The sequence below is a fragment of the Sphaerimonospora sp. CA-214678 genome (assembly GCF_050942215.1).
Classification (GTDB): Bacteria; Actinomycetota; Actinomycetes; order Streptosporangiales; family Streptosporangiaceae; genus Sphaerimonospora.
In genome coordinates this window covers 5,832,234-5,857,997 of record NZ_CP192056.1, presented here as the reverse complement: position 1 = coordinate 5,857,997, position 25,764 = coordinate 5,832,234, and the positions used below count along the sequence as shown (strand labels likewise).

General features: G+C 68.8%; 23 protein-coding genes. 14 read left to right on the top strand and 9 right to left on the bottom strand.

All coding sequences use genetic code 11. The features are described 5' to 3' along the window. The first annotated feature begins 196 nt into the window (after positions 1 to 196). The 3 genes from ACQP1K_RS26235 (at position 197) to ACQP1K_RS26225 (ending at position 3,310) form a co-directional block, all read left to right on the top strand. Positions 197 to 616 (top strand): YciI family protein, encoded by a 420-nt coding sequence (locus ACQP1K_RS26235; RefSeq protein ID WP_433498348.1) that lies wholly within the window; start codon positions 197 to 199, stop codon positions 614 to 616. Continuing rightward, the gene (locus tag ACQP1K_RS26230) at positions 613 to 1,920 is read left to right on the top strand and encodes an RNA polymerase sigma factor (RefSeq protein ID WP_433501650.1); all 1,308 of its coding nucleotides are present in this window, start codon (positions 613 to 615) and stop codon (positions 1,918 to 1,920) included. The genes ACQP1K_RS26235 and ACQP1K_RS26230 overlap by 4 nt, the downstream gene beginning before the upstream one ends. A 94-nt stretch (positions 1,921 to 2,014) precedes the next feature. After that, positions 2,015 to 3,310, top strand: a complete 1,296-nt coding sequence (locus tag ACQP1K_RS26225; protein WP_433498347.1) for an MFS transporter — start codon at positions 2,015 to 2,017, stop codon at positions 3,308 to 3,310. A gap of 14 nt (positions 3,311 to 3,324) precedes the next feature. On the opposite strand, the gene ACQP1K_RS26220 is transcribed toward ACQP1K_RS26225, so the two are convergent. Further along, the gene (locus ACQP1K_RS26220) at positions 3,325 to 4,980 is read right to left on the bottom strand and encodes a hypothetical protein (RefSeq protein ID WP_433498346.1); all 1,656 of its coding nucleotides are present in this window, start codon (positions 4,978 to 4,980) and stop codon (positions 3,325 to 3,327) included. Positions 4,981 to 5,016: 36 nt separating this feature from the next. Continuing rightward, entirely contained in the window at positions 5,017 to 6,222 is a 1,206-nt protein-coding gene (locus tag ACQP1K_RS26215; protein WP_433498345.1) for a UDP-N-acetylglucosamine--N-acetylmuramyl-(pentapeptide) pyrophosphoryl-undecaprenol N-acetylglucosamine transferase, read from the bottom strand. 272 nt (positions 6,223 to 6,494) lie between these two features. Here ACQP1K_RS26215 and ACQP1K_RS26210 point away from each other — a divergent pair, with 272 nt between their 5' ends. From ACQP1K_RS26210 to ACQP1K_RS26200, 3 genes are all read left to right on the top strand, one after another. After that, the gene (locus ACQP1K_RS26210) at positions 6,495 to 8,732 is read left to right on the top strand and encodes an MMPL family transporter (RefSeq protein WP_433498344.1); all 2,238 of its coding nucleotides are present in this window, start codon (positions 6,495 to 6,497) and stop codon (positions 8,730 to 8,732) included. A 104-nt stretch (positions 8,733 to 8,836) separates the two neighbouring features. Further along, positions 8,837 to 9,454 (top strand): hypothetical protein, encoded by a 618-nt coding sequence (locus tag ACQP1K_RS26205; RefSeq protein WP_433498343.1) that lies wholly within the window; start codon positions 8,837 to 8,839, stop codon positions 9,452 to 9,454. A gap of 405 nt (positions 9,455 to 9,859) precedes the next feature. Next, a complete protein-coding gene (locus ACQP1K_RS26200) occupies positions 9,860 to 10,714 on the top strand; it encodes an SAM-dependent methyltransferase (RefSeq protein WP_433498342.1) in 855 nt (284 codons plus the stop codon). Between the two features lie 65 nt (positions 10,715 to 10,779). On the opposite strand, the gene ACQP1K_RS26195 is transcribed toward ACQP1K_RS26200, so the two are convergent. The 3 genes from ACQP1K_RS26195 to ACQP1K_RS26185 form a co-directional block, all read right to left on the bottom strand. Continuing rightward, positions 10,780 to 10,884: a zinc-binding dehydrogenase gene (locus tag ACQP1K_RS26195; protein WP_433498341.1), complete on the bottom strand. Its 105-nt coding sequence runs from the start codon at positions 10,882 to 10,884 to the stop codon at positions 10,780 to 10,782. A 495-nt stretch (positions 10,885 to 11,379) separates the two neighbouring features. Continuing rightward, entirely contained in the window at positions 11,380 to 13,494 is a 2,115-nt protein-coding gene (locus ACQP1K_RS26190) for a cellulase family glycosylhydrolase (protein WP_433498340.1), read from the bottom strand. A 654-nt stretch (positions 13,495 to 14,148) separates the two neighbouring features. Then, the gene (locus ACQP1K_RS26185) at positions 14,149 to 15,213 is read right to left on the bottom strand and encodes a LacI family DNA-binding transcriptional regulator (RefSeq protein WP_433498339.1); all 1,065 of its coding nucleotides are present in this window, start codon (positions 15,211 to 15,213) and stop codon (positions 14,149 to 14,151) included. Positions 15,214 to 15,608: 395 nt separating this feature from the next. Here ACQP1K_RS26185 and ACQP1K_RS26180 point away from each other — a divergent pair, with 395 nt between their 5' ends. Further along, positions 15,609 to 16,658: a LacI family DNA-binding transcriptional regulator gene (locus ACQP1K_RS26180; protein WP_433498338.1), complete on the top strand. Its 1,050-nt coding sequence runs from the start codon at positions 15,609 to 15,611 to the stop codon at positions 16,656 to 16,658. A 24-nt stretch (positions 16,659 to 16,682) separates the two neighbouring features. Here the strand turns inward: ACQP1K_RS26180 and ACQP1K_RS26175 are convergent, their stop codons facing one another. Then, positions 16,683 to 17,048, bottom strand: coding sequence for a DUF5997 family protein (locus tag ACQP1K_RS26175; protein WP_433498337.1), 366 nt, complete (start codon positions 17,046 to 17,048; stop codon positions 16,683 to 16,685). Between the two features lie 54 nt (positions 17,049 to 17,102). Here ACQP1K_RS26175 and ACQP1K_RS26170 point away from each other — a divergent pair, with 54 nt between their 5' ends. Then, the gene (locus ACQP1K_RS26170; RefSeq protein WP_433498336.1) at positions 17,103 to 17,816 is read left to right on the top strand and encodes a LysR family substrate-binding domain-containing protein; all 714 of its coding nucleotides are present in this window, start codon (positions 17,103 to 17,105) and stop codon (positions 17,814 to 17,816) included. 162 nt (positions 17,817 to 17,978) lie between these two features. Here the strand turns inward: ACQP1K_RS26170 and ACQP1K_RS26165 are convergent, their stop codons facing one another. Next, the gene (locus ACQP1K_RS26165) at positions 17,979 to 18,449 is read right to left on the bottom strand and encodes a MarR family winged helix-turn-helix transcriptional regulator (protein WP_433498335.1); all 471 of its coding nucleotides are present in this window, start codon (positions 18,447 to 18,449) and stop codon (positions 17,979 to 17,981) included. Positions 18,450 to 18,765: 316 nt separating this feature from the next. On the opposite strand from ACQP1K_RS26165, the gene ACQP1K_RS26160 reads away from it, so the two are divergent. Next, on the top strand, positions 18,766 to 19,827 hold the full coding sequence (locus tag ACQP1K_RS26160) for an LLM class flavin-dependent oxidoreductase (RefSeq protein WP_433498334.1): 1,062 nt from the start codon (positions 18,766 to 18,768) through the stop codon (positions 19,825 to 19,827). A gap of 41 nt (positions 19,828 to 19,868) precedes the next feature. Next, a complete protein-coding gene (locus tag ACQP1K_RS26155) occupies positions 19,869 to 20,552 on the top strand; it encodes an NAD(P)H-dependent oxidoreductase (RefSeq protein ID WP_433498333.1) in 684 nt (227 codons plus the stop codon). Positions 20,553 to 20,767: 215 nt separating this feature from the next. Here the strand turns inward: ACQP1K_RS26155 and ACQP1K_RS26150 are convergent, their stop codons facing one another. Beyond that, positions 20,768 to 22,216: an amidase gene (locus ACQP1K_RS26150; RefSeq protein WP_433498332.1), complete on the bottom strand. Its 1,449-nt coding sequence runs from the start codon at positions 22,214 to 22,216 to the stop codon at positions 20,768 to 20,770. A gap of 81 nt (positions 22,217 to 22,297) precedes the next feature. On the opposite strand from ACQP1K_RS26150, the gene ACQP1K_RS26145 reads away from it, so the two are divergent. Together ACQP1K_RS26145 and ACQP1K_RS26140 are read left to right on the top strand one after the other, a co-directional pair. Next, positions 22,298 to 22,894: a TetR/AcrR family transcriptional regulator gene (locus ACQP1K_RS26145; RefSeq protein WP_433498331.1), complete on the top strand. Its 597-nt coding sequence runs from the start codon at positions 22,298 to 22,300 to the stop codon at positions 22,892 to 22,894. A gap of 20 nt (positions 22,895 to 22,914) precedes the next feature. Further along, positions 22,915 to 23,247 (top strand): tyrosine-type recombinase/integrase, encoded by a 333-nt coding sequence (locus ACQP1K_RS26140; RefSeq protein ID WP_433498330.1) that lies wholly within the window; start codon positions 22,915 to 22,917, stop codon positions 23,245 to 23,247. A gap of 173 nt (positions 23,248 to 23,420) precedes the next feature. On the opposite strand, the gene ACQP1K_RS26135 is transcribed toward ACQP1K_RS26140, so the two are convergent. Continuing rightward, on the bottom strand, positions 23,421 to 23,672 hold the full coding sequence (locus tag ACQP1K_RS26135; protein ID WP_433498329.1) for a GntR family transcriptional regulator: 252 nt from the start codon (positions 23,670 to 23,672) through the stop codon (positions 23,421 to 23,423). Positions 23,673 to 23,784: 112 nt separating this feature from the next. Between ACQP1K_RS26135 and ACQP1K_RS26130 the strand changes: the two genes are divergently transcribed. Both ACQP1K_RS26130 and ACQP1K_RS26125 read left to right on the top strand, forming a co-directional pair. Then, complete coding sequence (locus ACQP1K_RS26130) at positions 23,785 to 24,063, top strand: hypothetical protein (RefSeq protein WP_433498328.1); 279 nt, start codon at positions 23,785 to 23,787, stop codon at positions 24,061 to 24,063. Between the two features lie 488 nt (positions 24,064 to 24,551). Then, positions 24,552 to 25,751, top strand: a complete 1,200-nt coding sequence (locus ACQP1K_RS26125; protein ID WP_433498327.1) for a hypothetical protein — start codon at positions 24,552 to 24,554, stop codon at positions 25,749 to 25,751. Positions 25,752 to 25,764 lie beyond the last annotated feature (13 nt).

Below are 25,764 nucleotides of genomic sequence, written 5' to 3'. Positions count from 1 at the left end.
CTTCCGGGTGCGGCACGATCGCGGCGACGGCCGCCGGCGTGCCCCGGACCTGGGCGGCCGGCGCGGCACCGCGCGGGAGGAACGCCGGATACGGAAAAAGCCGGCCGTTTCCGTCCGTCGTGTCGATCCGCGGCCGCCCCGTTCGACCTTGGAGTGAGACGGTCGAAAGGCGACCGCGGATGCGAGGATAGCGAAGATGGCGAAGTACATGCTGATCATGCGGGGTACGGACGAGTCCGTCGCGAAGATGATGGCGACGCCCTTCGAGGAGATGCTCGAGACGGTGGGGCGGTTCAACGAGGAGATGATCCGGGCCGGGGTGCTCGTCGCGGCCGAGGGCCTGGACGACCCGGCCCAGGGCGTGGTGGTCGACTTCAGCGGCGAGACTCCGGTGGTCACCGACGGTCCGTACGGCGAGACGAAGGAGCTGTTCGGCGGCTTCTACCTGATCGACGTCGCGTCGAAGGAGGAGGCGATCGAGTGGGCCAAGCGCATTCCCGCCGTCCCCGGCGCCAAGTGCGAGGTCCGCCGGGTCCCGGGCATCGACGAGTTCCCGCAGGACAACGAGTGGATCATCAAGGAGCGGGCGTGGCGCGAGCGGACCGGCCAGCTGTGACGTCCGCGGCCACCGGCGGCCCGCCGAGCGCCGAGTCGGCGCGGCGGGCCGTCGAGGCCGTCTGGCGGATCGAGTCCGCCCGGGTCGTCGCCGCGCTGGCCCGTTACACCGGGGACTTCGAACTCGCCGAGGACGTCGCGCAGGAGGCGGTGGCCGAGGCGCTCGTCACCTGGTCGCGCGCCGGCGCGCCGGCCGATCCGGTGGGCTGGCTGCTCGCGACGGCGCGGCGGCGTGCCATCGACGCCTTCCGCCGCCGCTCGGCGCTGGAGGAGCGGTACGCCATGCTCGCCGGCCGGCTCGCCGAGGGTGAGGCGATCGCGGGCTCGACCGACCCGCGGGACGGGGCGGACGATCTGCCGTGGGACCCCGACCGGATCGACGACGACGTCCTGGCGTTGATGTTCGTGGCCTGTCATCCGGTGCTCTCGCCCGAGGCCCGGGTGGCCCTGACGCTGCGCGTCGTCGGCGGCCTGTCGAGCGAGGAGATCGCCCGGGCGTTCCTCGTGCCCGTGCCGACGGTCCAGGCCCGGATCACCCGGGCGAAGAAGACCATCGCCGCGGCGGGAGTGCCGTTCGAGACGCCGCCGTCGCCGGAACGGCGCGAACGGCTCGGCGGGGTCCTGAGCGTGCTGTACGTGATCTTCACGGAGGGTTCGACGGCGACGACCGGAGACCGCCTGCTGCGCCCGGATCTGGCGTACGAGGCGATCCGGCTGGCCCGGGTGCTGGCCGCACTGCTGCCCGAAGAGCCGGAGGTGTACGGGCTGCTCGCCCTGTGCGAGCTCACGGCCGCGCGTTTTCCCGCGCGCACCGGGCCGGACGGCGAGCCGGTGCTCCTGGAGGATCAGGACCGGCGGCTGTGGGACCGGTCGGCGATCCGCCGCGGTCTGGCCGCGCTCGGCCGGGCGACGGCCATCGGCCGCGGCCTCGGGCCGTACGGACTGCAGGCGGCGATCGCCGCCTGCCACGCGTCGGCTTCCTCGGTGCCGGAGACCGACTGGGAGCGTGTCGTGCTCCTGTACGAGGCGCTCGGCCGGGTCGCTCCCTCACCGGTCGTCGAGCTCAACCGGGCCGTCGCCGTCGCGATGGCGGACGGACCTCGGCGGGCGCTGTCGATCGTGGACGAGCTGGTCGCCGCCGATCGCCTGCCGGGGTCGTACCTCCTCCCGAGCGTGCGTGGCGAGCTGCTCGCCCGGCTCGGCCGGACCACCGAGGCGCGGGCCGAGCTGGAGCTCGCCGCCCGGCTGTGCCGCAACATCAGCGAGCGGTCGGTGCTGCTGCGCAAGGCGGCCGCGCTGCCGTGACATCCGGCCGCCTCCCACGTCCCATATAGAGGTGCGCGCTGGGAGGCATGCCGACCGGCCGGCCGCGACCCGAATATCCGAATGAGAGCAACGGATGAGTGACGTCGGACCCGTTCCCGAGACGGCCGGAATCCGGTGGCGCACACTGCGCCCGCTGCGCCACCGCGACTATCGGCTGCTCATCGGCGCCACAGCGCTGTCGATGTTCGCCACCGGAATGTGGACGATCGTCATGGTCTTCCAGGTCATCGCCATCGACGACGACCCGACGGCGCTGTCGGCGGTCGCCGCCTGCCTCAGCGGCAGCCTGTTCGCCTTCGCGCTGGTCGGCGGCGTCGCGGCCGACCGCGTCTCCAAACGCATGGTGATCATCTCGGTTCAGGGGGTGAACCTCCTCGCCGTGAGCGCGGTGTGCGTGCTGGCGTTCACGGAGGTGATCCAGCTGTGGCACCTGGCCGCCGCCTCCGCGCTGCTCGGCGCGGGGGCCGCGTTCTTCTATCCCGCCTACAGCGCCTACCTGCCGAGCATCCTGCCCGCCGACGACCTGCTGGCCGCGAACGGCATGGAGGGCGCGCTGCGGCCGACCCTGCAGCAGGCGGTCGGGCCCGCGCTCGGCGGGATGGTCGTCGGGGCGTGGATCCCCGCCACCGGGGCGGCGGTCACGGCCGTGCTGCACGCGGGCGCGTTCGCTCTCGTTCTCCTCCTGCGCCCTCGGGCCGGGACACGGGCCGCCGCCGCGGCCGCCGGAAAGCGGCCGGGCGTTCTGGGTGACCTGCGTGAGGGCTTCGTCTTCACGCTGCGCACCCCGTGGCTGCTGTGGACCCTGCTGTTCGCCTGCCTCATGCTGCTGGTGACCATGGGGCCGATCGAGGTGCTCCTGCCGTTCATCACCAGGGCCAGGTTCGCCGACGGAGAGCGGACGTTCGGCCTGCTCCTCACGGCGTTCGGAGCCGGGGGAGCGGTCGGCTCCCTGGCGATCTCGTCACGGCCGCTGCCGCGGCGCTACCTGACCGTCATGGTCATCGGCTGGGGCGCCGGCACCATCCCGCTGGCCGTGATCGGCCACATCGCCTCGTTCTGGGTCATGGCCGCTTCCCTCTTCGTCATCGGGTTCACCGGAGGCATGGGCATGGTCATCTGGGGGACCCTCCTGCAGCGGCGGGTTCCGCCCACCATGATCGGGCGGGTGGCGAGCCTCGACTTCTTCGTCTCCATCGCGCTCATGCCGCTGTCCGTCGCGGTGGCGGGACCGCTCTCCACGGTGGTGCCGACGCCCGTCATCTTCACCGCGGCGGGTCTCATCCCGCTCCTCCTCGCGATGACCGCGATCCTCGCCGGGCGGATGACGAGTGACGAGATCGACAATCCGCTCGACGTACCGGCCCTCTGACCGCCGGGGACGCCTCAGGACGGACAGGAGGTGTTCCCCGCGGGGAACCGGAAGGCCGTACGCGCGGGTGCGCCCACCAGGTTGTCCCAGAACCGGCCGGGGGTCAGCCGGTCCCTCGTGGCGTCGAGCAGGTCCCGGAACCGGCCGGTGGACAGCTCGCCCCTGATCCGCTCCACCTCGGCCTGGAACCGCTCGTCCGACAGCGCGGTTCCCGGAGCCATGTAGTCGGCGACGATGTACTCGACGGGCAGCGGCTTCTCGTGCCCGACCCGCTGCCCGCACCCGAGCGCCATGTGACCGCCGACGGCGTTGGCCAGGCCGAGCCGGTCGATCACGAGGACGTCCAGCGGGAACGACGCTCCCAGGGTGCCCAGCACGTGGCCCGCGACCGCGAGGCGGGCGGGCTGGTCGGCGCGGAGCGGCATCGGCCCCACCCCCGTGCCCGGCACGTGCAGGCCGGTGGCGTTCTCCCGGCTCAGTGGGTCGGCTCTGGCCCGGAGGTAGGACTCGGCGGTGACCGGATGCGGGTCTCCGGTCCACCGGACGTAGAAGCCGTGCTCGTCCGCGATGCCGTCCGGCCCGATCTCCTGCGGGTACGGCACCCTGAGCGCGACGGCGCAGACCACGGCCCACAGCGTCACGGTGGCGCAGGCGAGCGCGGTGACGGTGTGCGGCGGCAGGACCATGGCGGGAAGCAGGACGAGCAGCAGAACCGGCAGCATCATCCGGCCGTGCATGAAGTCGCCGCCGACCCGCAGGACGTACAGCAGCATCAGCGTCCCGGCCATGAGCGGGGCCGCCGACACGACGAGATCACGGCGTGTGCGGCAGGCCCACAGCGACAGCGGCACGACCACCAGCAGAGGACCGATGAGCTGGTAGGTCAGCAGGGTGTCGCCGGCGTAGAGGAGGCCACGCGCCCACCGGCTCTCCCCGGCCTCCTTGGCGAGGGCGGTGTTGGGCACGAGGAGCCCGTAGTAGCCCATCCGGAAGATCTGACAGGCCACCGGCAGGGCCAGGGAGATCACGAACCAGCGGACGGCGGCGCGCCGTCCCGGCCGCAGCAGTACGAGCAGCGCCGCGAAGAAGACCGGGTGGACCAGGGCCAGCTCGGGCCGGACGACGGGCGCGAGACCGAGAACGAGCACCAGCGGGAGCACCGGTCCGCCCGAAGCCGCCCGGACCAGCAGCCACCAGGACGAACCTATCCACAGGAACACCAGCCCGGTCTCCAGCCCGGAGGTCGCGAACTCCCAGAACGGCGGCAGCGCGAGGAGGATCAGCACCCCGGCCGGCAGGAGCACCCGGCGCGAGCCGCCGTACCGGAGCATGGCGCCGAGCATGGCGAACACCACGCCGCCCACCGTGCACGCGAGGCCGAGCAGCACCGAGACGTACGCGACGTCTCCCCTGCTCACCCAGGAGACCAGCGCGACCAGATAGGTCCACGCCATGCTGGTGTTGGCCTCGACGCGCTCGCCGACGTTGAAGACCGGTCCGTTGCCCGCGAGCAGCTGCCGTACGGTGCGCACCGCGATCAGGCCGTCGTCGCTGATCCAGCGGTTCTGCCAGCCGGCGAAGGCCGTCACGGCGGCGGCGGCGACGGTGATCACATGGTTCCATGTCCCGGGCCACCGTGGTCGCCCGGCGACGGACTCCGTGGCGCTCATCCCGTGGCCTCCCTGCTCATGCCGTGGTGCCGCCCCCTACGCCGTACGGATCCGCCGGCCGTGCGCGGCGGAGAGGACGACGTCGACGAGCCGGTCCGCCGCGTCGGGTCTGCCGTACGCCCTGGCCTGCCCGGCCATGGCGGCGCGGCGGCGGGGGTCGGCGAGCAGCGGGACCACGGCCTGCCGCAGGTCTTCGGACGACACCTCCCCCAGCAGGGCGACCGCCGCGCCCGCCTCGTGCAGGTGACGGGCGTTGTACGCCTGTTCCCCGCCCGCCGAGGTGGCGAGCGGAACGAGCACCGCCGCCTTGCCCAGCGCGGTCAGCTCGGCGATGGTCCCCGCGCCGCTCCGCGAGATCACCACATCGGCCAGCGCGAGCACGTCGGGCAGCTCCGGGCCGACGAAGCCGGTGAGGAGATAGCGGGCCGCGAGCTCGGCGGGCAGCCGCGCGGTCTGCCGGCGCAGGTCCTCCAGGTTCGCCGGGCCGCATTGGTGGACGACGTTCGCGTGCGACAGCAGCCACGGCAGGATGCCGTACACCAGGCCGTTGATCTGCTGTGATCCCTGGGCGCCGCCGGTCACGTAGACCGTGGGCAGGGTGCGGTCGAAGCCGTACAGGCCGAGTGCCTCGACCGCGTGCTCCGGCCGCCCCGACAGCGCCTCCGGCCGTACGGGATTGCCCGTGACGACGGCGGCCGTGCGCGCCGGCCTCGGCAGGAGCGGCAGCGTGGACTCCGACGACACGGCGAAGCGCGTCGCGACCCTGGCGAGCATCCGGTTGGCCAGACCGAGGCGGACCGTCTGCTCGTGTACCACGAGGGGACGGCGGCACATCCAGGCGGCGAGGCCGATGGGTACGGCGACATAGCCGCCCGTGGCCAGCACCACATCGGGCCGGACACCGGAGACGACCGAGCGGGCCTGGAAGACGCCGAGCAGGGCGCGGCCCATGTCCTTGATGTTCGAGACGATCTCCAGCGGGTTGCGTGAGCGGCGCACCTTGCCGGTGGCGACCGTGGCGAACTCGATGCCCTCGGCCGCCGTGACGCGCGCCTCCAGCCCGTCGGCCGTGCCGACCCACAGCACCTCCACCCCCGCGCCGGCGGCGGCGAGCCTGCTCTGCAGGGTGCGCACCGCCGTCAGGGCGGGGTAGGTGTGGCCGCCCGTCCCGCCCCCGGTGACGATCAGGCGCAGGGGTCGCTTCGGATCCGGCACGAGATGGTCGGCGGCGTCACCGGTCACGAGGAGACTCCCAATCTTGGTCGCGTGGGGACTCGGCCCACGCCGGGGGACAGCGGAACATCGCGGACGATAGCAGTCGGACCGGTACGCGGCGATCTTCCCGGATCCGGCCTCTGGTCCAGGCCGGCCGCACCGTCGTCGATCCGGCGCATCACCCTGGGACACGATCCGGTTCGCCGCCGGAACCCCTATCATCACCCAATGCGTTCGATCGACTACCGAAAGCGATGGTCGGTTCGTCGCCGCTCGAAGCTCACAGCGGAGGAGCCGACATGCCCATGCGATCAGGCTTCGCACGCTCACCCTGGCCGCGTGAGGACGGGCCGGGTGGGGACGGGCCGGCCTCGCCGTGCCACTCCGGCGGATGGACGCCGCCGGGCCCGTGCGGCCGCCTCGGCGCGGCCCTGCTCCGGCACGGCCGCGTGGTCGTCGCGGCGTGGCTCCTCCTGGCCGTGGCGTCCACCGCGCTGCTGCCCGGGCTGACGCAGCGTCTCGGCCCACCGCCGCTCGAGGTGCCGGGCTCCAGATCGGCGGCGGCGGCACGCCTGATCTCGGAGGGATTTCCGCGGTTCGGCAGCGAGCAGATGATCCTCGCCTTCGACTCCGCCACACTGTCGGCCGCGGAACCGGCCTATCGGCAGGCGCTGGCCGAGACGGTCGGATCGCTGGCCGGCCTGCCGGGCGTCGGCGGGATGCTGCCGCTGCCCGAGGGCGAGGACCAGGACCCGCATCATGCGTACGTGCTCTTCGGCGTCACGGGTGACGAGGCGGCCCGCCGACGACGGCTGCCGGTTCAGGCGGCGGCCGCCCGGCGGGCCGTGGACGAGGCGTCCGGCGGAAGGGTCACCGTGACGATCGTCGGGGCGAGCGCGGTGTTCGCCGAGCTGGTCCGGGGCGACCTGGACGACCTGCAGCGGATGAAGGTCGTCACCCTTCCCCTCGTGGTCCTGCTGCTCGTCCTCGGGCTGGGAGCCGTGGGATCCGCCGTCGTGCCACTGCTCGTGGCGGGAGCGGCGATCCTGGTGACCGCGGGGGCGCTCTCCCTGCTCGCCACGATCGCTCAGGTCGACTCGACGCAGCTGACCGTCGCCCTCACCGTGTGCCTGGGGATCGGGCTGGACTACGCGTTGCTCATCCTGCTGCGCTACCGCCAGGCCCGTCGTGACGAGTTCCTGCCGCCGCCGGCGGCGGCCGTACGGGCGACCGGCACGGCGGGCGCCACCGTCTCGTGGTGCGCCGCGGCCATCGTGCTCACCGCCTGCGCCCTCTTCACCGTCCCCGTGCCGGGGATCAGGAACATCGCCCTGGCGGTGATCGTGGCCGCCCTCGTCACGGCGGCCGCCGCGTTGAGCCTGACACCGGTGCTTGCGCGGCTGCTCGATCCGTGGCTGGAGTGGAGGCCGTTTCCCCGGTGGCGGCGCCGGCGCCGTACCGCCGGACGTCCGGCCTGGTCGCGTCTGGCCGGACACCTGATGGATCACCCGGTACGCTACGCGCTGGCCGTGACGGCCCTGCTGCTGGCGGCGGTCCTTCCGGTGCTGGGCCTGCGCCTCGGGCTGCACTACGACCGCCCTTCGCTGGCGGGCACGGCGACCGGTCACGGCCTGGTCCAGATGGAGGCCGACCGGACGGCCGGGATCACCGGGCTGGTCCTGCCCCATCCGGAAGGAAGCGGCCCGGTGAACGTCGGCGGGCTGATGGACGCCCTGGAGTCCGACCCGAGGGTGGGATCGGTCGCCGTCCTGGACAACGGCCGGGACCTGACGGTTGTGCTGGTCACCGAGCGCAACCCTCCCGACAGCGCGGCCTCGGCGGCGCTGCTCCGGCACATCTACGAGGTGGCGCCACGCCTGCTGCCCGCCGACCGGCAGGTGTTCGCGGCCGGCCCCACCGCTCTGCTGGCCGACCTCGGCGAGCAGATGCTGGCCGGCCTGGGCCTGGCGATCGCCCTGGTGCTGCTGTTCTCGTTCCTCCTGCTGCTGATCACCTTCCGCAGTCTGCTCATCGCGGTGAAGGCCGTCTGCATGAACATGCTGTCGGTCACCGCCACCTTCGGCCTGCTCGCCCTGTGCTTCCAGCACGCGAGCCCGACCCGTGACGTGAACCTCCTGGTGCCGCTGCTGACCTTCACCGTCGTCTTCGGCCTGTCCCTGGACTACGAGGTCTTCCTGGTCCATCGCGTCGCCGAGCACTACCGGCGTACGGGCGACAACACCGCCGCGGTCCTCCACGGGCTGCGGCACACGGCCCGCCCGATAACCCTGGCCGCCGTCGTGATGACCGTCGCCTTCGCCAGCCTGCTGATCACGCATCGCAGCGATCTCCAGCAGACGGGGTTCGCCGTCGCCGTGGCCGTCGCGGTGGACGCCACCCTCATCCGTATGATCCTCGTCCCCGCGCTCATGCGGCTGCTCGGCCACCGCAACTGGTGGCTGCCCCGGCCGCTGGCACGTCTGCTCCCGGCCTTCGGCCCGGCCGACCGACCGGCCGCCTCTTCGGCGGGATCTTGACCATGCCCGCGCGTGTCCCACCGTTGAACGCCGCATCGAAGTCACTCATTGTGATAAACAAATAACGCAGAGTAATCTACCTGGGGGACACGATGAGAATTGCCATGGTGGGTCCGCGACACGCGGCCCGCGGACTCGGCGTCACCGCGGCGGCCGTCCTCGGCCTGACGCTGGCGGCCGCGCCGTCGGTCGCGCAGGGAGCAGCCGAAGGCGACGCCGGGGCCGTCACGGCGATCACGCGGCCCGCCGCTTCCCCGCACACCGTTCTGACCTGCTCGGCCAAGACGGCCAAGCCGATCACCTTCGACCCGCCGCTCACCCAGCGTGCCCAGCAGGCGACTTTCCGCGGCACGATCTCCCTGATCAACTGCACCTCCCCCGACAACAGTCATCCGCGGCCCCGCTCGGGACAGCTCACCTTCGAGGGCGGTGGGCTGGCGACGTGCACCGGCGTCGAGAAGGCCACCGGCAGCGGCACGATCACCTGGAAGGACGCCAACGGCGTCAAGTTGGGGACCTCCACCCTGCGCCCCAATCTCAACGCGATCGACTCCTACAACCCCGGCAACGCCGTGCTGTTCGGTGAGATCACCGGCGGGATGCTGAAGGGGACGCGCACATCCGGCAGGGCCATACCCACCAGCGACATCAGCAAGTGCGCGACCACGGGCCTGACCGGCGTGGAGGGCGCCGGCACCATGGACTTCATCACGGTGAGCTGAGCCGGACCTCGGGATCGGGACCTGAAGCGGGCCGGTGGCCGCGCCTCATCGACAGGCGTACCCGCCCGGCCGGGCGGCCTGCCTGGACTGCATCGAGAACCACTGGACCGACCTGCGCCCCCGCTCCCTGGCCGAGACCATGGACGGTTGACCGCACGCCCGGCCCCGGACGGCGCTCTCCCCGGGGCCGCAGGCTCGCCATGTGCGGGAAGACCTCGGCGGCTCTCTCCGGATCGGTGTCGTCGCCGAACGGCGAAGGTCACGGGCGGCGCGACTTCCATCCGTCCGTAACCTCAGTAATTAACCTCTTCATACCACTTGCCGCAAACATCCTTCTCTTGCCCCTGGGGAGGCCTTACTCTGATCATGAGCGGAGCGGGCACAGCCAGGAGATGGGATGGGATCGTGGCCGACGACCAGCAAGTGAGCGACACCTCGGCGAAGAACGAAGCGCCGGGGGGCAGAATCGATCCGAGGAAGCCGAGCATCGCCAGGGTTTACGACTTCTTCCTTGGCGGCAAGGACAACTTCGCCATCGATCGTCAGGTGGGAGAGGCGACCTTGAAGATCGCCCCGGACGCCCCCGCGGCGGGTCGGGCGAACCGGGCCTTTCTCCGGCGCGTCGTCCATCACCTGGCGGCCGAGGCCGGCATCCGGCAGTTCATCGACATCGGCTCGGGCCTGCCCACCCAGGGCAACGTGCATGAGGTCGCTCAGCGGGTCGCCCCGGAGGCGCGGGTCGTCTACATCGACAACGACCCCATCGTGCTCGTGCACGGGCGCGCGCTGCTCGCAACGAACGGCAGCACCACGGTCATCGAGGCCGACATCCGCGACCCGGAATCGATCCTGAACCACCCCGAGCTCCGCGCGCGCATCGACTTCGACCAGCCGGTGGCCCTGCTGCTGTTCGCGATCCTGCACCACATCAACGACCACGAGGGGCCCGGGGCCATCGCCGCCCGTTTACGCGACGCGCTCCCCTCCGGCAGCTACTTGGCGGTGTCCCACTTCCAGAACCCCGGGCCGAGCATGCCCGAGGTGGCGGCGCAGGCCGCCACGGCGGAGAAGCTGTTCAACGAGAACCTGGGCACCGGCAGGTGGCGCTCCCATGAGGAGATCCTCACCTTCTTCGGCGACTTGCCGCTCCTCGAGCCCGGCCTGGTGCCGCTCGCCGAGTGGCGGCCGGAGCCCGACGAGTTCGTCGAGCGCGGCATCACGTATCACACGTTCGTCGGCGGTGTGGCGCGCAAACCCTGAACCGACCTCCATGCGCCGGATGTGAACCGGCTCGCGCTCGGGGCCGCGCCGCTCGCCTGCGCCGCTCAGACGGAGATGACGACCTTGCCGGGGGCGTGGCCCTCCTCCAGGTAGCCGACCGCCCCGGGGATTTCTTCTAAGGGGTGGCGGCGGTCGATGACCGGGGCCACTCGTCTGTTGTTCGGGAACGCTCGACGTCCGCGGGTTCTGTTCGGGACCGGGGCACTCGAGTGTGCCCGCCACCGTTGTCCGCTGACCGGCGAAGCGGGATGCCGCCGTGGCGGAGAGCACATGGCCCATGGGTTGTACACCGTGAGGGCATGTCCGGCCGTACCACTCCTTCGAGCAGTGCGACCGGCGGCGACACCCCCACGAGCATCCAGTCTCGCCATACCCGCCGCGGTGCGCCGGGGGAACAGGGCTCCTACCGCACGGAGCGAATGAGTCCGTGCACGAAGTCATGGTACGGAAATCCCCACACGCACAATCAGCCCGAAGTACGAGACATCTCGCTCGGTTTCCGACCCACGCGTGCCGTGTGCCGTGCGGCGGCCTTCGGCGAGCACGGCCCGGATCGCGCGCGATCAACGGCAGATGTGACGTGAGGGTGGGGATTCACGAACGGGGGCCGAGGACTGTGCGGCCTCGGCCCCGCAGGTCGTTCGTTAGGTGGTGCCGCCGGTCACCGTCGTGCCGGACTTGGTGATGTAGTAGGTGATCTTCGATCCGCTCCAGAAGTGGAAGGTGAGGGTGACGCGCCCGTCGTTCACCTCGGCGAAGAACTCGGGTTTGAGGATGATCGTGTTGGCGTTGTAGTCGGGCTGGAAGGTCTGCCAGAACTCCTTGTACGGGGTCCAGTTGGCCGGTCCCGCGGGGCTGCCGTCGGCGTACTTGGCCTCCATCGTGGCGAGCTGGTCGCCGCGGAACTGGGTCGGGATCACGAACGAGGAGGTCGTGCCGGTGGCGGCGGCCTGGGTCGGCGTGTCGGAGGTGATGATGCTGATCTGCCAGGGCGCGCCCTGGGAGAAGCGGGCCTCGATGGTGGCGTTCACGCCGTAGGCCCGGTTCCCGGCCAGCCGGGTGAGGGCCGCGGCGGTGAGGGTCAGCGTGTTGCCGGAGACGGTGTAGTCCGTGCCGTTGACGAGGTCGGTGCCGCCCTGTCGCAGGCCCCGGAACGAGGTGCCGTTGAGGTTGAGCGTGAGCGTCTTGGCGGTGATCGTGCCGCTACGCGGCAGGTACACCTGATCGGACGAGGCCGTGCCGGATCGCATGGTCCAGCCGGCCTTCATCATCTCGTACACGCCCTGGTCCCGCCATCGCACCTCGTTGCGCTCCAGGAACGAACCCGCGTCCCAGAGCATGGTGGTGAGCTTCCGGGTGCGGGCGTTGTGGCCGACGGCCTCGATGTACTTCAGGAACTCGCCGCGTTCGATGATGCCGGGCCGGGTGTAGTCGTAAGCGAGCAGCGCCCACTCACCGACGATCACGGGGATTCCGCGGGACACGAACGTGTTGTACACCCGGTCGAAGCCGCTGATTAGGTCCTGCTCGACGTTGCTGTCGTAGTGGGTGCCGCCGGCGATGTTGACGCTGAACGGCCACCATCCGTAGAAGTGCACCGTCGCGGCGAGGTTGGGGTCGTGCAGCTGGTCGAAGGTGCCCGCCAACGCGTCCAGCCGGGCCTGCTCGGAACTGGTGTACAGGGTGGGCAGCACGAGCAGCCGGGTGGCGTTGCCTCCTCCGGACGCGCGCACTAGGCGGACGAACTCGGTGTTGAGCTCGTTCAGCACCTGATCGCTCTCGCCGTCTCCGGAGGTGTCGGCGAACTGCGGCTCGTTGATGCTCTCGAACACCAGCTTCGGTGAGTAGTCGCGGAAGGTGTCGGCGAGCTGCCTCCACAGCGCGGTGTACCGGTTCATCACGGTCGTACGGTCGCCGGGGTAGGTGTTGATCCACTGCCAGGAGTCGTGATGCATGTTGAGCATCACGTAGAAGCCCTCGGCGAGAGACCAGTCGACGACCTGACGGACGCGGTTCAGCCAGGCGGCGTCGATGGTGTAGTCAGGTGCCGAGCCGTGGTGGTTACTCCAGGTCACCGGGATGCGGATGCTGTTGTATCCCTGGGACCGCACGAAGTGCAGCATGGCCTGAGTCGTCAGCGGGTTGCCCCACGCCGTCTCGTCGGGGATGGCATCGAAGGTGTTGCCGAGATTCCAGCCCGGTTGCATCGCGGCCACCCTGGCCATCGCGTCGCCCGGCCGCGGCGACGGCGACGGTGAGGGAGACGGCGAGGGGCTGGGTGAGGGGGAGGGCGAGGGGGACGGTGACGGGCTGGGCGATGGTGATGTTCCACCGTCGCCGGTGCACGCGACGCCGTTGAGCGCGAACGCGGTCGGCACCGGGTTGCTGCCCGACCACCACCCGTTGAAGCCGAAGGAGACCGTCCCGTTGGTCGCGACGGTCGCGTTGTAGCTCGCGTTCACCGCGGTGACCTGCGCGCCCGAGGCGGTTATCGTCGCGTTCCACGCCTGGGTGACCTTCTGCCCCGACGGGAACGTCCACGCCAGCTTCCAGCCGTTGAGCGGGTCACCGAGGTTGGTGACGTCCACATTGGCGGTGAAACCACCCGGCCACTGAGCCGTGACCGCGTACGCCACGCGGCAGCCCACGGCCGACTGGGCGTTGACGGCCAGCGCCACCCCCGCCGTCAGCAGCATGGCCAGGGTGCTGACGACCGTGATCACCCGCAGCCGGGCTCTTCGTAAGAGCTGCAGATTCAACAGTGATCTCCTTGTCTTGTACGGGTCTTGCCGTGCCAGGCGGCCGGCCGGCGGACCGTGGCGGCTCTTCACGGCGGCGTCAGGACGGCCTTGACCACGCCGATCAGCACATCTCTGATGAAGCGACCTCGGGCGAACGCGCCGGCGTGATGATCCGCGCCCGGGAGACCGTCTCGATCGGCTTGATGAGCTCGGAAGCCGGAAACCGCCGAACCGCTTCGACCGGAGTGAGACGCCGAGGCAAGCGATCTCCCTTGGGCAACAGAAACTCGATATTTCGCGAAACATAACATGGTGGTGTGTGCGGAGCCACCGTCGTCCGCGCGCCGGCCGAATCGCCGGACAGGCGACTTCATCAGCGGCATTCCGAGAAAGCCCGAGCGTTACGCCGCACTCCAGGTCAGCCATAGGATCACTGCCATCGGCCGGAGCTCGTTCATATGTCTGGAAACAAGGTGGAGAAAATTTCTGCCATCTTGTTGTGAAAGTTTCACCCTCGGTGGTGGAGGACGGCGTCTCGGCCGTCGAGAGCATCTGAAGCACGGCTCCCGCCTCGCCGGAGCAGCGGGCCGTACGGCGAGGAGAAGAAGGTCGGTGATGACATCCGTGTTCCGGTGTCGATCACGGCGGTGCCGCGACCGCCTGACCGTCGCTTCAACCGTCGTGCTCGAGGACCGCGGGTGGAGCGGTGCTCTTCCGGACGGTGAGGGTGGTGGCCAGTTCGAGGCCGACCCGCGGGTTCTCCTCCCCGCGACCGAGGGCGAGCGCCAGCTCGGTGGCGGCCGCTGCCATCTCGGTGAGCGGCTGGTGAACGGTGGTCAACGGGGGATCGACCAGGGCCGCTATGGGCAGATCATCGAAGCCGACCACGCTCAGGTCCGTCGGTATCCCCAGCCCCAGCGCCCGCGCGGCCTGATAGACGCCGACCGCCTGCAGGTCGTTGCAGGCGAAAATCGCCGTGGGCGGCCTCGGGAGGTTCAGCAGGTCAAGCGCGGCCGTGTGGCCGCCCTCCATGGTGAGGCCGGTGCGCACGGTGAGTTCGGCCTCCACCGGCAGGCCGGCGTCCTCCAGCGCCGAGCGGTAGCCGTCCAGCCTGGCTCGGCAGCACAGGACCTGGTCCGGCCCACCGATCATGGCGATGCGCCGATGCCCCAGCTCGATGAGGTGATGGGTGGCCGAGCGGCCGCCGGACCAGTTGGTGGCTCCGACGAAGGGGACGTCGTCGGGCAGTTCGGTGGTGGGGTCGAAGACCACGAACGGGATGCCCTTAGCGCTCAGTTGCTCACGCTGTTCCTCCGAGAGCTGGGCCACCGTCACGACGCAGGCCGGGCGGCGGCGGGTCAGCGTATCGTCGTTGGGATAGGCGGTCTCGTCGCGTTCCGGGCCGAACTCCGTCAGCGCGACCCCCACGCGGTGCTCGCGGGCCACCCGCTCGACCCCGCGAATGATCTCCATTCCCCACATGTCCTCGAGCTGGTCGAAGACGAGCTCCATCACGTTGCTGCGGTTGGCCTTGCGGTACCCGTACTCGTCGATCAGGGCCTCGATGCGGGCGCGCGTGTCCGGGGACACACCGGAACGGCCGTTGATGACTTTGGACACCGTGGGGATCGACACGCCGGCGGTCGCGGCGATGTAGGAGATCGTCACGGGCTTGGACGGATCGCCTCGCCGACGGTCTCGGTCGGCGACCGGTTCGCCCGACTCCGCGTGGGACAATCTGGCTCCCTTCCTCACCCGGACGATGTCGGCATCGCATGCTCGACTCTCACGGGCCCGCCCACGGCGCAAGAATTCCACAGATCGGCTTCCCCGTTGTGCCCCGGCCCCCTGTGTCCGATGTCCCGGCGGACTCCGAACGGCGGCCGGTCCAGCCGACGGTACAGGCGGAGCCGCCGGTCGTGAATCCGGCCGGGTCGGCGGCGGGTGACCCGTACGACGAGCGAGCGGGCGCGTCGACGCTCGTCTCGCCGATGAGCTACGACGTCGGCCGGAGGCGCACCATGCGGCCCGTCCGTTCTGTCAGTATGAAGTCGGATGGCGTCGGCGGCGGACCGGCCGGATCTCCTCATACGGAGGTAGCGGTAACGAGATGGTGACGGGGGAAGGCGGCCATGGCGGACAATCTGTCGGAGGTGCCGGTGGAGAACGGCCGAGATCCGAGGGATGACGTACAGGGGCCGGTCACCATCGCCTACATCGCGGAGTCGGCAGGTGTGTCGATTCCTACCGTTTCGAAGGTGCTCAACGGCAGATCGGGAGTGTCCGACGGCACCAGGGCACGCATCGAGGAACTGATCAACAGATACGGCTACCGCAAGCCTTCCGGCAGCCGTAACAACACCGTCGAGCTCGTGTTCCGCGAGCTGGAGAGCATGCGGGCAGCGGAGATCATTCGGGGTGTCGGACGGGTGGCCCGCAGGAACCGGATGGGGGTCATGGTCTCCGAGCTCGGCCTCCACGACTCGCCCGGCCGTACGTTGAGTGAGGTGATGGATCGGCGCCCACACTGCGTGGTGTCGGTGGCCCGGTTGCCGGAGGCGGAGCGAGACCAGCTGAGCGGCAAGGGCATCCCGTTCGTCGTGTTCGACCCGGCCACCGAGCTGCCGGACGACGTTCCCTTCGTCGGCACCACCAACTGGCGGGGAGGCCGATCCGCGACCCGTCACCTCATCGAGCTGGGGCACCGGCGCATCGCCATGATCGGCGGACCGAAGGACATGCCGTGCTTGCGCGCACGGCTGGCGGGCCACGGCTCGGCGCTGGAGGGGGCCGGACTGCCGGTGGACCCCAGCCTGATCATCCACTCTCCGCTCACCCGTGCGGACGGCTGTGCCGCGGCGCGGCGGCTGCTGACTCGCCCCGACCGCCCCACTGCCGTCTTCGCCGCGAACGATCTGCAGGCACTGGGCGTCTACAAGGCGGCACGCGAGCTCGCCCTCCGCATCCCGGACGACGTGAGCGTCGTGGGCTTCGGCGATCTGCCGGTCGTGGCCTGGGCCGACCCGCCGATGACCACCGTTCACCAACCGCTGACCGAGATGGCGATGGCCGCGACGGAACTGGCACTGGCTCTCGGGCGGGGCGAAGAACCGGCACAGGTCGGCTTGGAGATCGCCACGACGCTCACCGTTCGGAGCAGTACGGCGCCACCTGCGGAGTGAGGTGCGCGGCCGGCCAGCGCTCGGCTAGCGCTGCTTGAGGCGCTGCGCCTCCTTGCGCACCTCGGCCTGGACCGACCGCTCGCGCTTCAGCCACTCGGGGTTCTCCGCCTTGATGGCGTCGATCTCGGCGGTGGTGAGCGGCCCGGTGATGCCGCCCCTGGCCAGGCCCGAGTTGGAGATGCCCAGCTTCACGGCGATGACCTGCCTGGGGTGCGGCCCGTTGCGTCGCAGATCGGCCAGCCACGCCGGCGGATCGGCCTGCAGCGCGTTCAGCTCGTCCCTGGAGACGACTCCCTCCTGGAACTCGGCGGGTGTGGCCGAGAGAAGCACACCCAGCTTCTTGGCCGCGGTCGCGGGCTTCATCGTCTGAATGGTCTTGAGCTTGGCCATGGCGTCAAGGGTAGGGCGCGAAGCCGCTTCCCCTGACATCGGTACCCTGAGGCGGTGACCGACAGGGAGTTCCGGCTGGCTTACGTGCCCGGGGTGACGCCCGCCAAATGGGCCGGCATCTGGGCCGAGCGTGTGCCCGACGTGCCACTCACCCTGGTCTCCATCGCCGCGGCCGAGGTGGTGGAGCTCCTGCACGACGGCGGCGCCGACGCCGGGTTCGTGCGGTTGCCCGTGGACCGTGACGGGCTCAGCGTGATTCCTCTCTACGTCGAGACCACCGTGGTGGTGGTGCCGAAGGATCACATGGTGGCCGCCGCCGACGAGGTGACCGTCGCCGATCTCGCCGACGACGAGGTGTTCCACCCGATGGACGACACCCTTGAATGGACGGCCCTGCCGGGGCTGCCGGCTTTCACGCGCCCGGACACGACGGCGGAGGCGATCCGGCTGGTGGCGGCGGGGGCCGGGCTGCTGCTGGTCCCGCAGTCGCTCGCGCGTCTGTATCACCGCAAGGATCTGACCTACCGGCCGGTTGTGGAGACGCCGCAGTCGCAGATCGCGCTGGCCTGGCCCACCAGTGCGACGACCGAGCTGGTGGAGGACTTCATCGGCATCGTCCGTGGGCGTACGGTGAACAGCTCGCGGGGCCGTACTCCCGCGCCTGCCCCGGTGAAGGCGCGGAAGCAGCCGCGGAGTCCCGCTCCGGGCGGGTCGGGTCGCCGGGGCGCGCAAACCGGCCGGGGCAGGAAGGGCCGCCGTTCCCGCTGAACGTGTACCCGTCAGAAATCGATCGGACGGTCCCGGCCGCGCCGGCGCGGAGCCCGACCTGCCGGCCCACGACGTCATCGAGTTCCTCCGCGCCTGCCGTCCCGTGCCGGCGAGATCGTAGGCCGGTCGCGGTTCGCCCAGGTGGGAAAAGCCCAGGGCCGGCTACGAGGAGCGCCGATTCGGCTCGTCCCGGTCGTCGGGGGCGAGCCGCGCCCAGACTTCGGCGAGGGAGCGCAGATGCTCGTCGTCGAGCCGGTCGAAGAAGAGTCTGCGCAGATCGCTGTGCTGTTGGCGCCATGCCTTGCGCAGGAGCGCCCTCCCGTCCTTGGTGAGGAACACCTCGAATCCACGGCCGTCGGCGGCCGACCGTCGTCTCTCGATCAGGCCGCGACGCTCGAGCCGGTCGGCGAGCCGGGTGAACCCGCCGCTGGACATCAGGCACTGCTGGGCGAGCTCCGACATCCGCACGCCGTTCCGGCCGGCGTCTCCGAGCAGTGCCAGCACGCTGTACTCGGCCATGCTCACGTTCAGCGGAGCGAGCCCGGCCTCGATCTCACGCCAGATCCGATTATGGGTAAGCAGGAATCCCCGCCACGCCTGATCTTCCAGCTCTCCCAGCTTGTCGGTCGCCATGAGCAGCACGGTATCGGCAGGTCATCTCGGGGGCCAGCCGATGTGTCTGCCTGCACAGCAAAGCTCATCTCGGCGAGGACCGTGACCGATCGCTCATACGCAGAAGAGTAGTGAATGCCTGCACAGGCAACTACTTTGGCTTGGGGTGTTGGTCGGATTCCCTGTCTGAGCCGGTCATTCATGTCTCCGTGTCCAACCCCGGCGAGTCGGCATGTGATGCGGGACATCTTGGAATAATTGCTTGCGCAGGCAGATTATTCGATGTAGACCGATGGTCGGAGGCGCGTCGCGTCACCGACCGGGGAAAGGAGACGACATGCCGTTCGAGCTCGGCATCATAACGTTCGGCGAGATCACGGAGGACCCGGCCACCGGGGCCCTCCCATCTCCGCGGCAGCGCGTCCGCGAGACGATCGAGCAGGCGCAGGTCGCCGACCAGGTGGGCCTGGACGTCTTCGGCGTGGGGGAGCACCACCGCACCGACTTCGTCGGATCGGCGCCGACCATCCTGCTGGCCGCCGCTGCGGAGAAGACCGAGAACATCAAGCTGACGAGCGCGGTCACCGTGCTCAGCTCCGAGGACCCCGTACGCGTCTGGGAGCAGTTCGCCACAATCGACCTGCTGTCCGCCGGCCGCGCGGAGATCATCGCCGGCCGTGGCTCCTACACCGAGTCCTTCCCACTGTTCGGGTACGACCTGAAGGACTACGCGGACCTGTTCCGCGAGAAGCTTGACCTGCTGCTCAAGATCCGCGACCGGAACCCGCTCACCTGGTCCGGCCGCTTCCGCGCACCGCTGGTCGACGCCGACATCGCACCCCGCGCCGACGGCGACACCATCCCGATCTGGGTCGGAGTCGGCGGATCGCCCGCGTCGGCCATCAACACCGGCCGTCTCGGCCTGCCCATGGCACTGGGCCTGCTGCTCGGACCGATGACCTTCCACGAGGAGACGGTCCAGCTCTACCGGGCGGCGGCGGCGAGGGCCGGGCACGACGCGGCAGCCCTGCCGATCAGCATCGGCTCGCACGGATTCGTCCACCGCACCAGCCAGGGCGCGCGGGACACCATGTACCCCTACTTCGCCAGAGGAATGATGGAGAACAACCACCAACGCGGCGTCGGCCTCCAGCTCTCCCGGACCGCATTCGACGCGCAGTCGTCGCCCGCCGCCGGACTGCTGGTCGGCAGCCCGCAGGAGATCATCGACAAGCTGCTCACCTACCACGAGCTGTACGGCATCGACCGCGCCATCATCCAGATGGGCTTCGGCGGCATGCCGCAGAAGGAGCACCTCGAGGCGATCGAACTGCTCGGCACAGAAGTGGCACCCGTCGTGCGCCGCGAGGTCGCATCGCGTGAGAAGAGCGTGGCATGACCATCGTCCCGCAAGCAGGCAACGCAGATCCGGTCACGCCTATGCGGGGCCCGACCCTGCGAGTCGTCGTCGTCAACGGCAGCCCCAGCGAGCCGTCCAAGACGATGGGGCTCGTCGACGTCGTCCTGGACACCCTGAAGGACATGCTCCCCATCGAGGCGTCCCGGGTCGATGTGTATCGCTTGGGCGCGGGGTTCACCGGAGCGATCGAGCGCGACGACGTCACGCCCGAGGTCGAAGACTCGCTCCGGCTCGCCGAGAATGCCGATCTCCTCATCGCCGCCGCACCCGTGTTCCGAGGCACGTACCCCGGCATGTTCAAGCACTTCTTCGACCTCGTCGACCAGTACGCGCTCGCGAACAAGCCCGTCCTCCTCGCCGCGACGGGCGGAGGCGACCACCATGCGCTTGTCCTGGAGCACGCCATGCGGCCGCTGTTCGCCTTCTTCCAGGCGTTGACGATCCCGGTCGCGGTCTTCGCGTCCGCCGGAGACTTCGACGGTACGACCCTGCTCACCCCCCGCGTCTACGGACGCATCGAGGTCGGGCTCACCGACGTTGTGAACCTTCTCAGAGCTCGCGCGACGGGCCCGGGCGAAAAACAGGACCGCGAACCGGCGAACAGCCGACCCCGCGCGAAGCCGCCTGCCCCATCACTGAGCGCAGCCGGCGGGCAGAGGCTCGTCCAACCGGTCCAGCGGGCCGGTTCTCCCAGCCGCACTTGATCGCTGTCCGGTCTTCCGGCCAGGGGCCGCCGCATCCGGCGATCCTCCAACCGTGGCACCCACCTCAGTCCTTATCGGCGCCTTCCTCGATGCACTGAACGAGCCCTGGTACGACTGGTACGACTGGGAGTCCGGCACCTTCAGCTACTGGGGTGACGGCGATCAGCCCGTCGACTTCTCCACTTATTCCGACACCGCCGCGTCGCCCCGCGCCGCTACACGGTTTGACCTCCTGCCCACATCGTGGGGGTTCGGCCCGACCACGGGCTTGCCTGTTCGAGTTGCCCGGCAAGGCGGAAGAGACGGCCTTCGAGCCCGTAACCGGCGGCGAACTGCATCCCGATCGGGAGACCCGTCCCGGCATCGGCCGTCACGGGCACGGACATGGCGGGCGTGCCCGCCACATTGAACGCCGCGGTGAACGGTGAGAGGTCGAAGAGGCGGCGGATCCAGCCGAGGCCGTCCAGTTCCTCCGCGGCCTCGGCACGGGTGCCCAAGGGCACAGGAAGCCCCGGCAGGGTCGGCGTGAGCAGCAGGTCGTGAGTCTCGAAGTACCATGCCAGGCTCCGGGCGATCCGGTTCCGGATCGCGAGAGCGGTGACGAACTGGGCGCCGCTGACCCGCTGCCCGTAGCGGTAGCCGGCGAGGGTGGGCGGCTCCAAAGTCGAGGAGTCGATGGGCCGGCCTGTGGCGGTGGCCAACTCGTCGATCGAGGCCGTCAGGTTCGCCGTCCACTGATGAGCGCTGGCCAGGACGAACTCTTCCCAGTCCGCCCCGAGGTCCACCTCGACCTCCTCCACCCGGTGGCCGAGGGATTCGAGCAGGCGCACGGTGCGGAAGAGAGCATCGGCCACGGGTGCGGCGGTGCGGTGTCCGCCCCATGCCTGGGTGAGGACGCCGATCCGCAGCGAGCCGGGGTGGCGGGTGACTTCCTCCGCGTACGGCCGGGACGGTTCCTGGGCGAAGTAGGGGTCGCCCGGTTCCGGGCCGCGGATCTGGTCGAGCAGTGCCGCGCTGTCGCGTACCGTACGGCTGACGCTGCCGTGCACGGCCAGGCCGTTGAAGATCTCGTCGAAGTAGGGGCCGGCGGAGACCCGGCCACGGGTGGGCTTCAGCCCGAAGACACCGTTGTGGGAGGCGGGTATGCGGAGCGAGCCGCCGGCGTCGGTGGCGTGCGCGATCGGGACCACCCCGGCGGCGACTGCCGCGCCGGCGCCGCCGCTGGAGCCGCCCGCGCTGCGCTCAAGGTCCCAGGGGTTGCGGGTCGCGCCGTACAGCACGGGTTCCGTGGTGTCGCTGTAGGCCATCTCCGGCGTCGTGGTACGCCCGAACGTCACGAGGCCGGCACGGCGGAAGCGCCGCATCAGGAAGGAGTCGGCGTCGGAGACGTTGCCGGCCGCGAGACGGCTGCCCAGCTCCATGCGCCTCCCGGCCATGGAGACGCCGATGTCCTTGATCAAGAAGGGGACTCCGGCCAGCGGTGTGCTGCCGGGGTCGGGCTCGTCGTCGGCCTGCCAGGTCTCCACGACGGCGTTGATCCGCGGGTTGACCGCCTGCGCGGCCTCGTGCGCGGCTGCTTGCAGTTCGGCGGGGCCCACCTCGCCCTTGGCCACCAGCTCGGCGAGCCCGATCGCGTCGAAGCTCACGTACTCGGTCACTCTCACTGTCTCTCCAGGAAACGATACCGTTGAGTCTCTGACGATACCCAACGGTATCGTATGGAACTGATTGGTACCATAGCAGTCATGGCAGCGAACGCCAGAAGGCCGGACAGGGTGGCGAAGCTGCCGCCTCGTGAGCGCATCCTCGACGCGGCGGAAGAGCTCTTTCACAGTGAGGGGATCCGGCGCGTGGGTGTCCAGGCGATCGCCGAGCGGGCCGAGACCACCAAAATGGCGATCTATCGGCACTTCGCGACCAAGGACGCACTGGTCGCGGAGTGGCTGCGGATCGTCGCCGCCGACTACCAGGCGGCCTTCGATCGAGCCGAAGCCGCACATCCCAACCGGCCGAGGGAGCAGATCCTGGCCCTGGCCCGTTTTATCGCCGAGGGATTGCAGGCGATCTCGTACCGGGGCTGCCCGTTCATCAACTCCCTCGCCGAACTGCCCGATCGCTCCCATCCCGCACGGCAGGTGATCGAGGAGCACAAGGCGCTCCAGACCCGCAGACTGGTCGGCATGTGCGCAGCGGCCGGGTTGCCCGACCCTGAACAGGCCGCGGCCGAGATCACCTTCGTCCTCGAAGGCGCGCAGGTCAGCGCGCAAAACGGAAGCATCGCTCAGCCGGGCGATCGGCTGATGAGGATCGTGGAGGGGATCGTGGATCAGGCGATCCGGTAGCCGGCTCCGGTGCCGTCGCGATGACCGGCGGATCGTCCGCGGTGGTGCCGGAAACCCAGACCATGCCCGCCGCGATAGACAAGGACGCCGGGGTCCATGACGCGAGGCACACGGCCGCGACGCCGTTCCTGGAGCAGGGGATGGACATGCGGGTCGTGCAGGTGATCCTCGGTCACTCTCAGCTCACGACGACGAAGCGTTATACGCATGTCACGGCGAACCCGGCCGGCGACGCGATGACGCGGATGGACCGTGTGTTGTGGGACGACGGAACGATCCCCCAACTCCAACCAGAAAGGCGACCGGGCAGACCATCGAGCGACCATCACTCGGGCGTCTGCCCAGCTCATTGAGGGTGGGGTGCCAGGGACTCGAACCCTGAACCGACGGATTAAAAGCTGATCGACGCCCTGGGCACATGGCCTCTGAACTGGGCCCAGTGTCCAGGGGAGCCCAGCCGCGTCCGGAGGCGTCTGGCGACGTTGCCGTCAACGGTTGCCGTCAGCTCGCAGGCCTCCCGGCCTGGTCACTCGGCCTTGTCCCGATCTTCAGGAGCGGTGACGAAGCTGCCCATGCCGGGCTCGGTGTGGATCAAGCCGTCTGCCCTCAGTGCCCGCATGACCTTCTGGCCGGTGGCGTTCGCGATGCCGAACTCTTCGATCAGGGCGACGAGTGATGGGATGCGCTCGCCAGGCTTGTACTCGCCGGAGGCGATACGAGCCTTGATGATCTCGTATACCTGCCGCCACCTGGGCTGATTGGCCTTGAACTCCACCACGCGAGCAACGGTAGGAAGCCATTGCACGCCGTGGCGATGGACAGCACGCTATAGCGTGCCATAGCTTTCTTTGCCTACCATGCAGCTCATAGGCCTGTGGGAGGAGAGCGAAGTGAGCAGCGAGAAGGCGGCGAGTGTCCCTGCCCTGACCGTCAGCGGCCTGCGGGAGGCGTTCCCCGGCTGGAGCATTTGGCGAAGCTCGGCAGGACGCCTGTGGGCCACGCGCAACGGTCGCCTGACGAACGAGGACTACAACCGCGGCCTATGCCAGACTATCGACGGCGATGATGCCGCCCAACTGGCTGAGGAGCTTCGCCGGCAAGCCGCCCTGGCTGGCGCTCTGCCCAACAGCGAAGCACAGTGCCCTGCCGCTTGGGACACCTCGCACTGAGCGGCGCGAGATGAACGCGAAGCTGCGGGGCCTCGTCCAGGACCCGGCGGACCTGTTGGAGGAGCCGGATTGTCCAGGTCTTTCGCCACACCTCCGCACTGCTGTCCCCGAGCCGGAGAAGCTGCTCTGGGTCTCGCAGCCTCGCGGGCCATGCCGAGTCGTGGACTACGCCTGCGACTGCCAAGCCGTGATCTATGAGTTGATCTCCTGTGGCGGGATCTACCTAATTCACAAGGTCATCCAGTCTCAGCCGCCCAAGCATGCATACGCGGGTGGCTGGCGATGGAGCGAGGCTCGTCTGCGGTGGCTGCGTCTCTTGACTGGGCAAGCTAGATAGTGCGTATGGTTCAGATCTCAGTAACGATCATGTAGCAGTTGTCGGTGATTGTTGGAATTAGTGCGGCGAACACCTATCATGTGGGGTTCACGTAAAAGCAAAGTGGGTATACTGTGAGCTAGTAGCTCTAGCGGGAGGAGGGTGATGAGGGATGTCCAGCCGACGTAATGCCCTTATCCCGCTTCTTCCTAATAGTGAGGCCTATTATGACTTCTTTGATGGTCTCATAAATGACACAGCCGAAAGACTTGAGAAGAAGCAACTGCCAGGAGGGCTTCTCAAGAGTTACCTGCTAGAGACTGTAGGAAATGCAGGTGACGCCGAATCTTTCGCGAGGATTCTTGGGCGAAGTGGCCTAGGGTGTGAGCCGGTTGACTCCTCTGAACGGATGTATAGGGTAACGGATGCAACCCATCGTGGGATAGCAGTCATCGAAAGAATCGGGGACAGATATCTCACGCTGTACACGCTGCTCCCGGCGGATAATTCCGACCCGTTGGTTCGTAAGGCTGTAGCGGTCAACCCTATGCTGGACCATCTCTGGCTTTCCTCTCAAACTTTTCAGGTTCTCTGGCAGCATGTTCGCGCGTCTAATAGCGGTAGACGGTACGGGAAAATAACTTTCGAGCACGAGTCGGTCTATGACTATCCTGAGCTCGAACCTGAAGAGGACGACCAGATTCGGTTCGACGAGGAGAGGCGCGCTTCCCGCTTCACCATGGTTGATCGCCTAGATGTGATTAATGAAAACATGGTGCCGTTGAGGCAAACGTATGCGCCCCTTGCGTCTATTACGCACCTACGAATCCCGGCCTCTGCACGAGGCGGCCATGATCTTTATTACGACGGTAAGGTGACTAACCGTAGCGATTCCTTTTTGGATCATAGGGCCGCAATTCTCAACGTCGTCGACATGTACAGTCGGCTCACGGCATCGGTCGAAGAGAAGCTGTGGGTTTCCAGCCACCAAGACGACGGGGGATACACCCTAAATAATGCCGTCGCGGAATTGGTTTTTAGTCAACCTCTGCGCGAGGATACCTTTAGGCGCTGGATCATCAACCTCTTCAATAGCCGGCGCAATCGGTTCCGCATTTCAGGGTTTGTGACATGGCTTAGCGACACCAAGGTTCACGCTAACGCAATAGATCAACACCTGTGGCAACCTATCATTCTAGAAATCACTACGAAGCATTTGGTTGCGGTGCTGCCCGAGGGCACGTGCGGCAACACCGTCAACAGACTGGTTTCGAACGTTCAGAGGTTCGTGGATCCGAACGTTCGAGCGTACATTGGAGATTCAGAATATTCGGCCCTTGTTCCCCCAGGGGGTCAGCTAAAAGTTGGCTAATCGCTTCCATCTA

What these genes read in the sequence shown, in the direction of transcription:
- ACQP1K_RS26125 (WP_433498327.1), top strand. Translation starts at nt 24,552, where the DNA reads ATGTCCAGCCGACGTAATGCCCTTATCCCGCTTCTTCCTAATAGTGAG.
- ACQP1K_RS26235 (WP_433498348.1), top strand. Translation starts at nt 197, where the DNA reads ATGGCGAAGTACATGCTGATCATGCGGGGTACGGACGAGTCCGTCGCG.
- ACQP1K_RS26140 (WP_433498330.1), top strand. Translation starts at nt 22,915, where the DNA reads ATGACCGGCGGATCGTCCGCGGTGGTGCCGGAAACCCAGACCATGCCC.
- ACQP1K_RS26145 (WP_433498331.1), top strand. Translation starts at nt 22,298, where the DNA reads ATGGCAGCGAACGCCAGAAGGCCGGACAGGGTGGCGAAGCTGCCGCCT.
- ACQP1K_RS26225 (WP_433498347.1), top strand. Translation starts at nt 2,015, where the DNA reads ATGAGTGACGTCGGACCCGTTCCCGAGACGGCCGGAATCCGGTGGCGC.
- ACQP1K_RS26210 (WP_433498344.1), top strand. Translation starts at nt 6,495, where the DNA reads ATGCCCATGCGATCAGGCTTCGCACGCTCACCCTGGCCGCGTGAGGAC.
- ACQP1K_RS26165 (WP_433498335.1), bottom strand. Translation starts at nt 18,449, where the DNA reads ATGGCGACCGACAAGCTGGGAGAGCTGGAAGATCAGGCGTGGCGGGGA.
- ACQP1K_RS26180 (WP_433498338.1), top strand. Translation starts at nt 15,609, where the DNA reads ATGGCGGACAATCTGTCGGAGGTGCCGGTGGAGAACGGCCGAGATCCG.
- ACQP1K_RS26160 (WP_433498334.1), top strand. Translation starts at nt 18,766, where the DNA reads ATGCCGTTCGAGCTCGGCATCATAACGTTCGGCGAGATCACGGAGGAC.
- ACQP1K_RS26205 (WP_433498343.1), top strand. Translation starts at nt 8,837, where the DNA reads ATGGTGGGTCCGCGACACGCGGCCCGCGGACTCGGCGTCACCGCGGCG.
- ACQP1K_RS26220 (WP_433498346.1), bottom strand. Translation starts at nt 4,980, where the DNA reads ATGAGCGCCACGGAGTCCGTCGCCGGGCGACCACGGTGGCCCGGGACA.
- ACQP1K_RS26175 (WP_433498337.1), bottom strand. Translation starts at nt 17,048, where the DNA reads ATGGCCAAGCTCAAGACCATTCAGACGATGAAGCCCGCGACCGCGGCC.
- ACQP1K_RS26155 (WP_433498333.1), top strand. Translation starts at nt 19,869, where the DNA reads ATGCGGGGCCCGACCCTGCGAGTCGTCGTCGTCAACGGCAGCCCCAGC.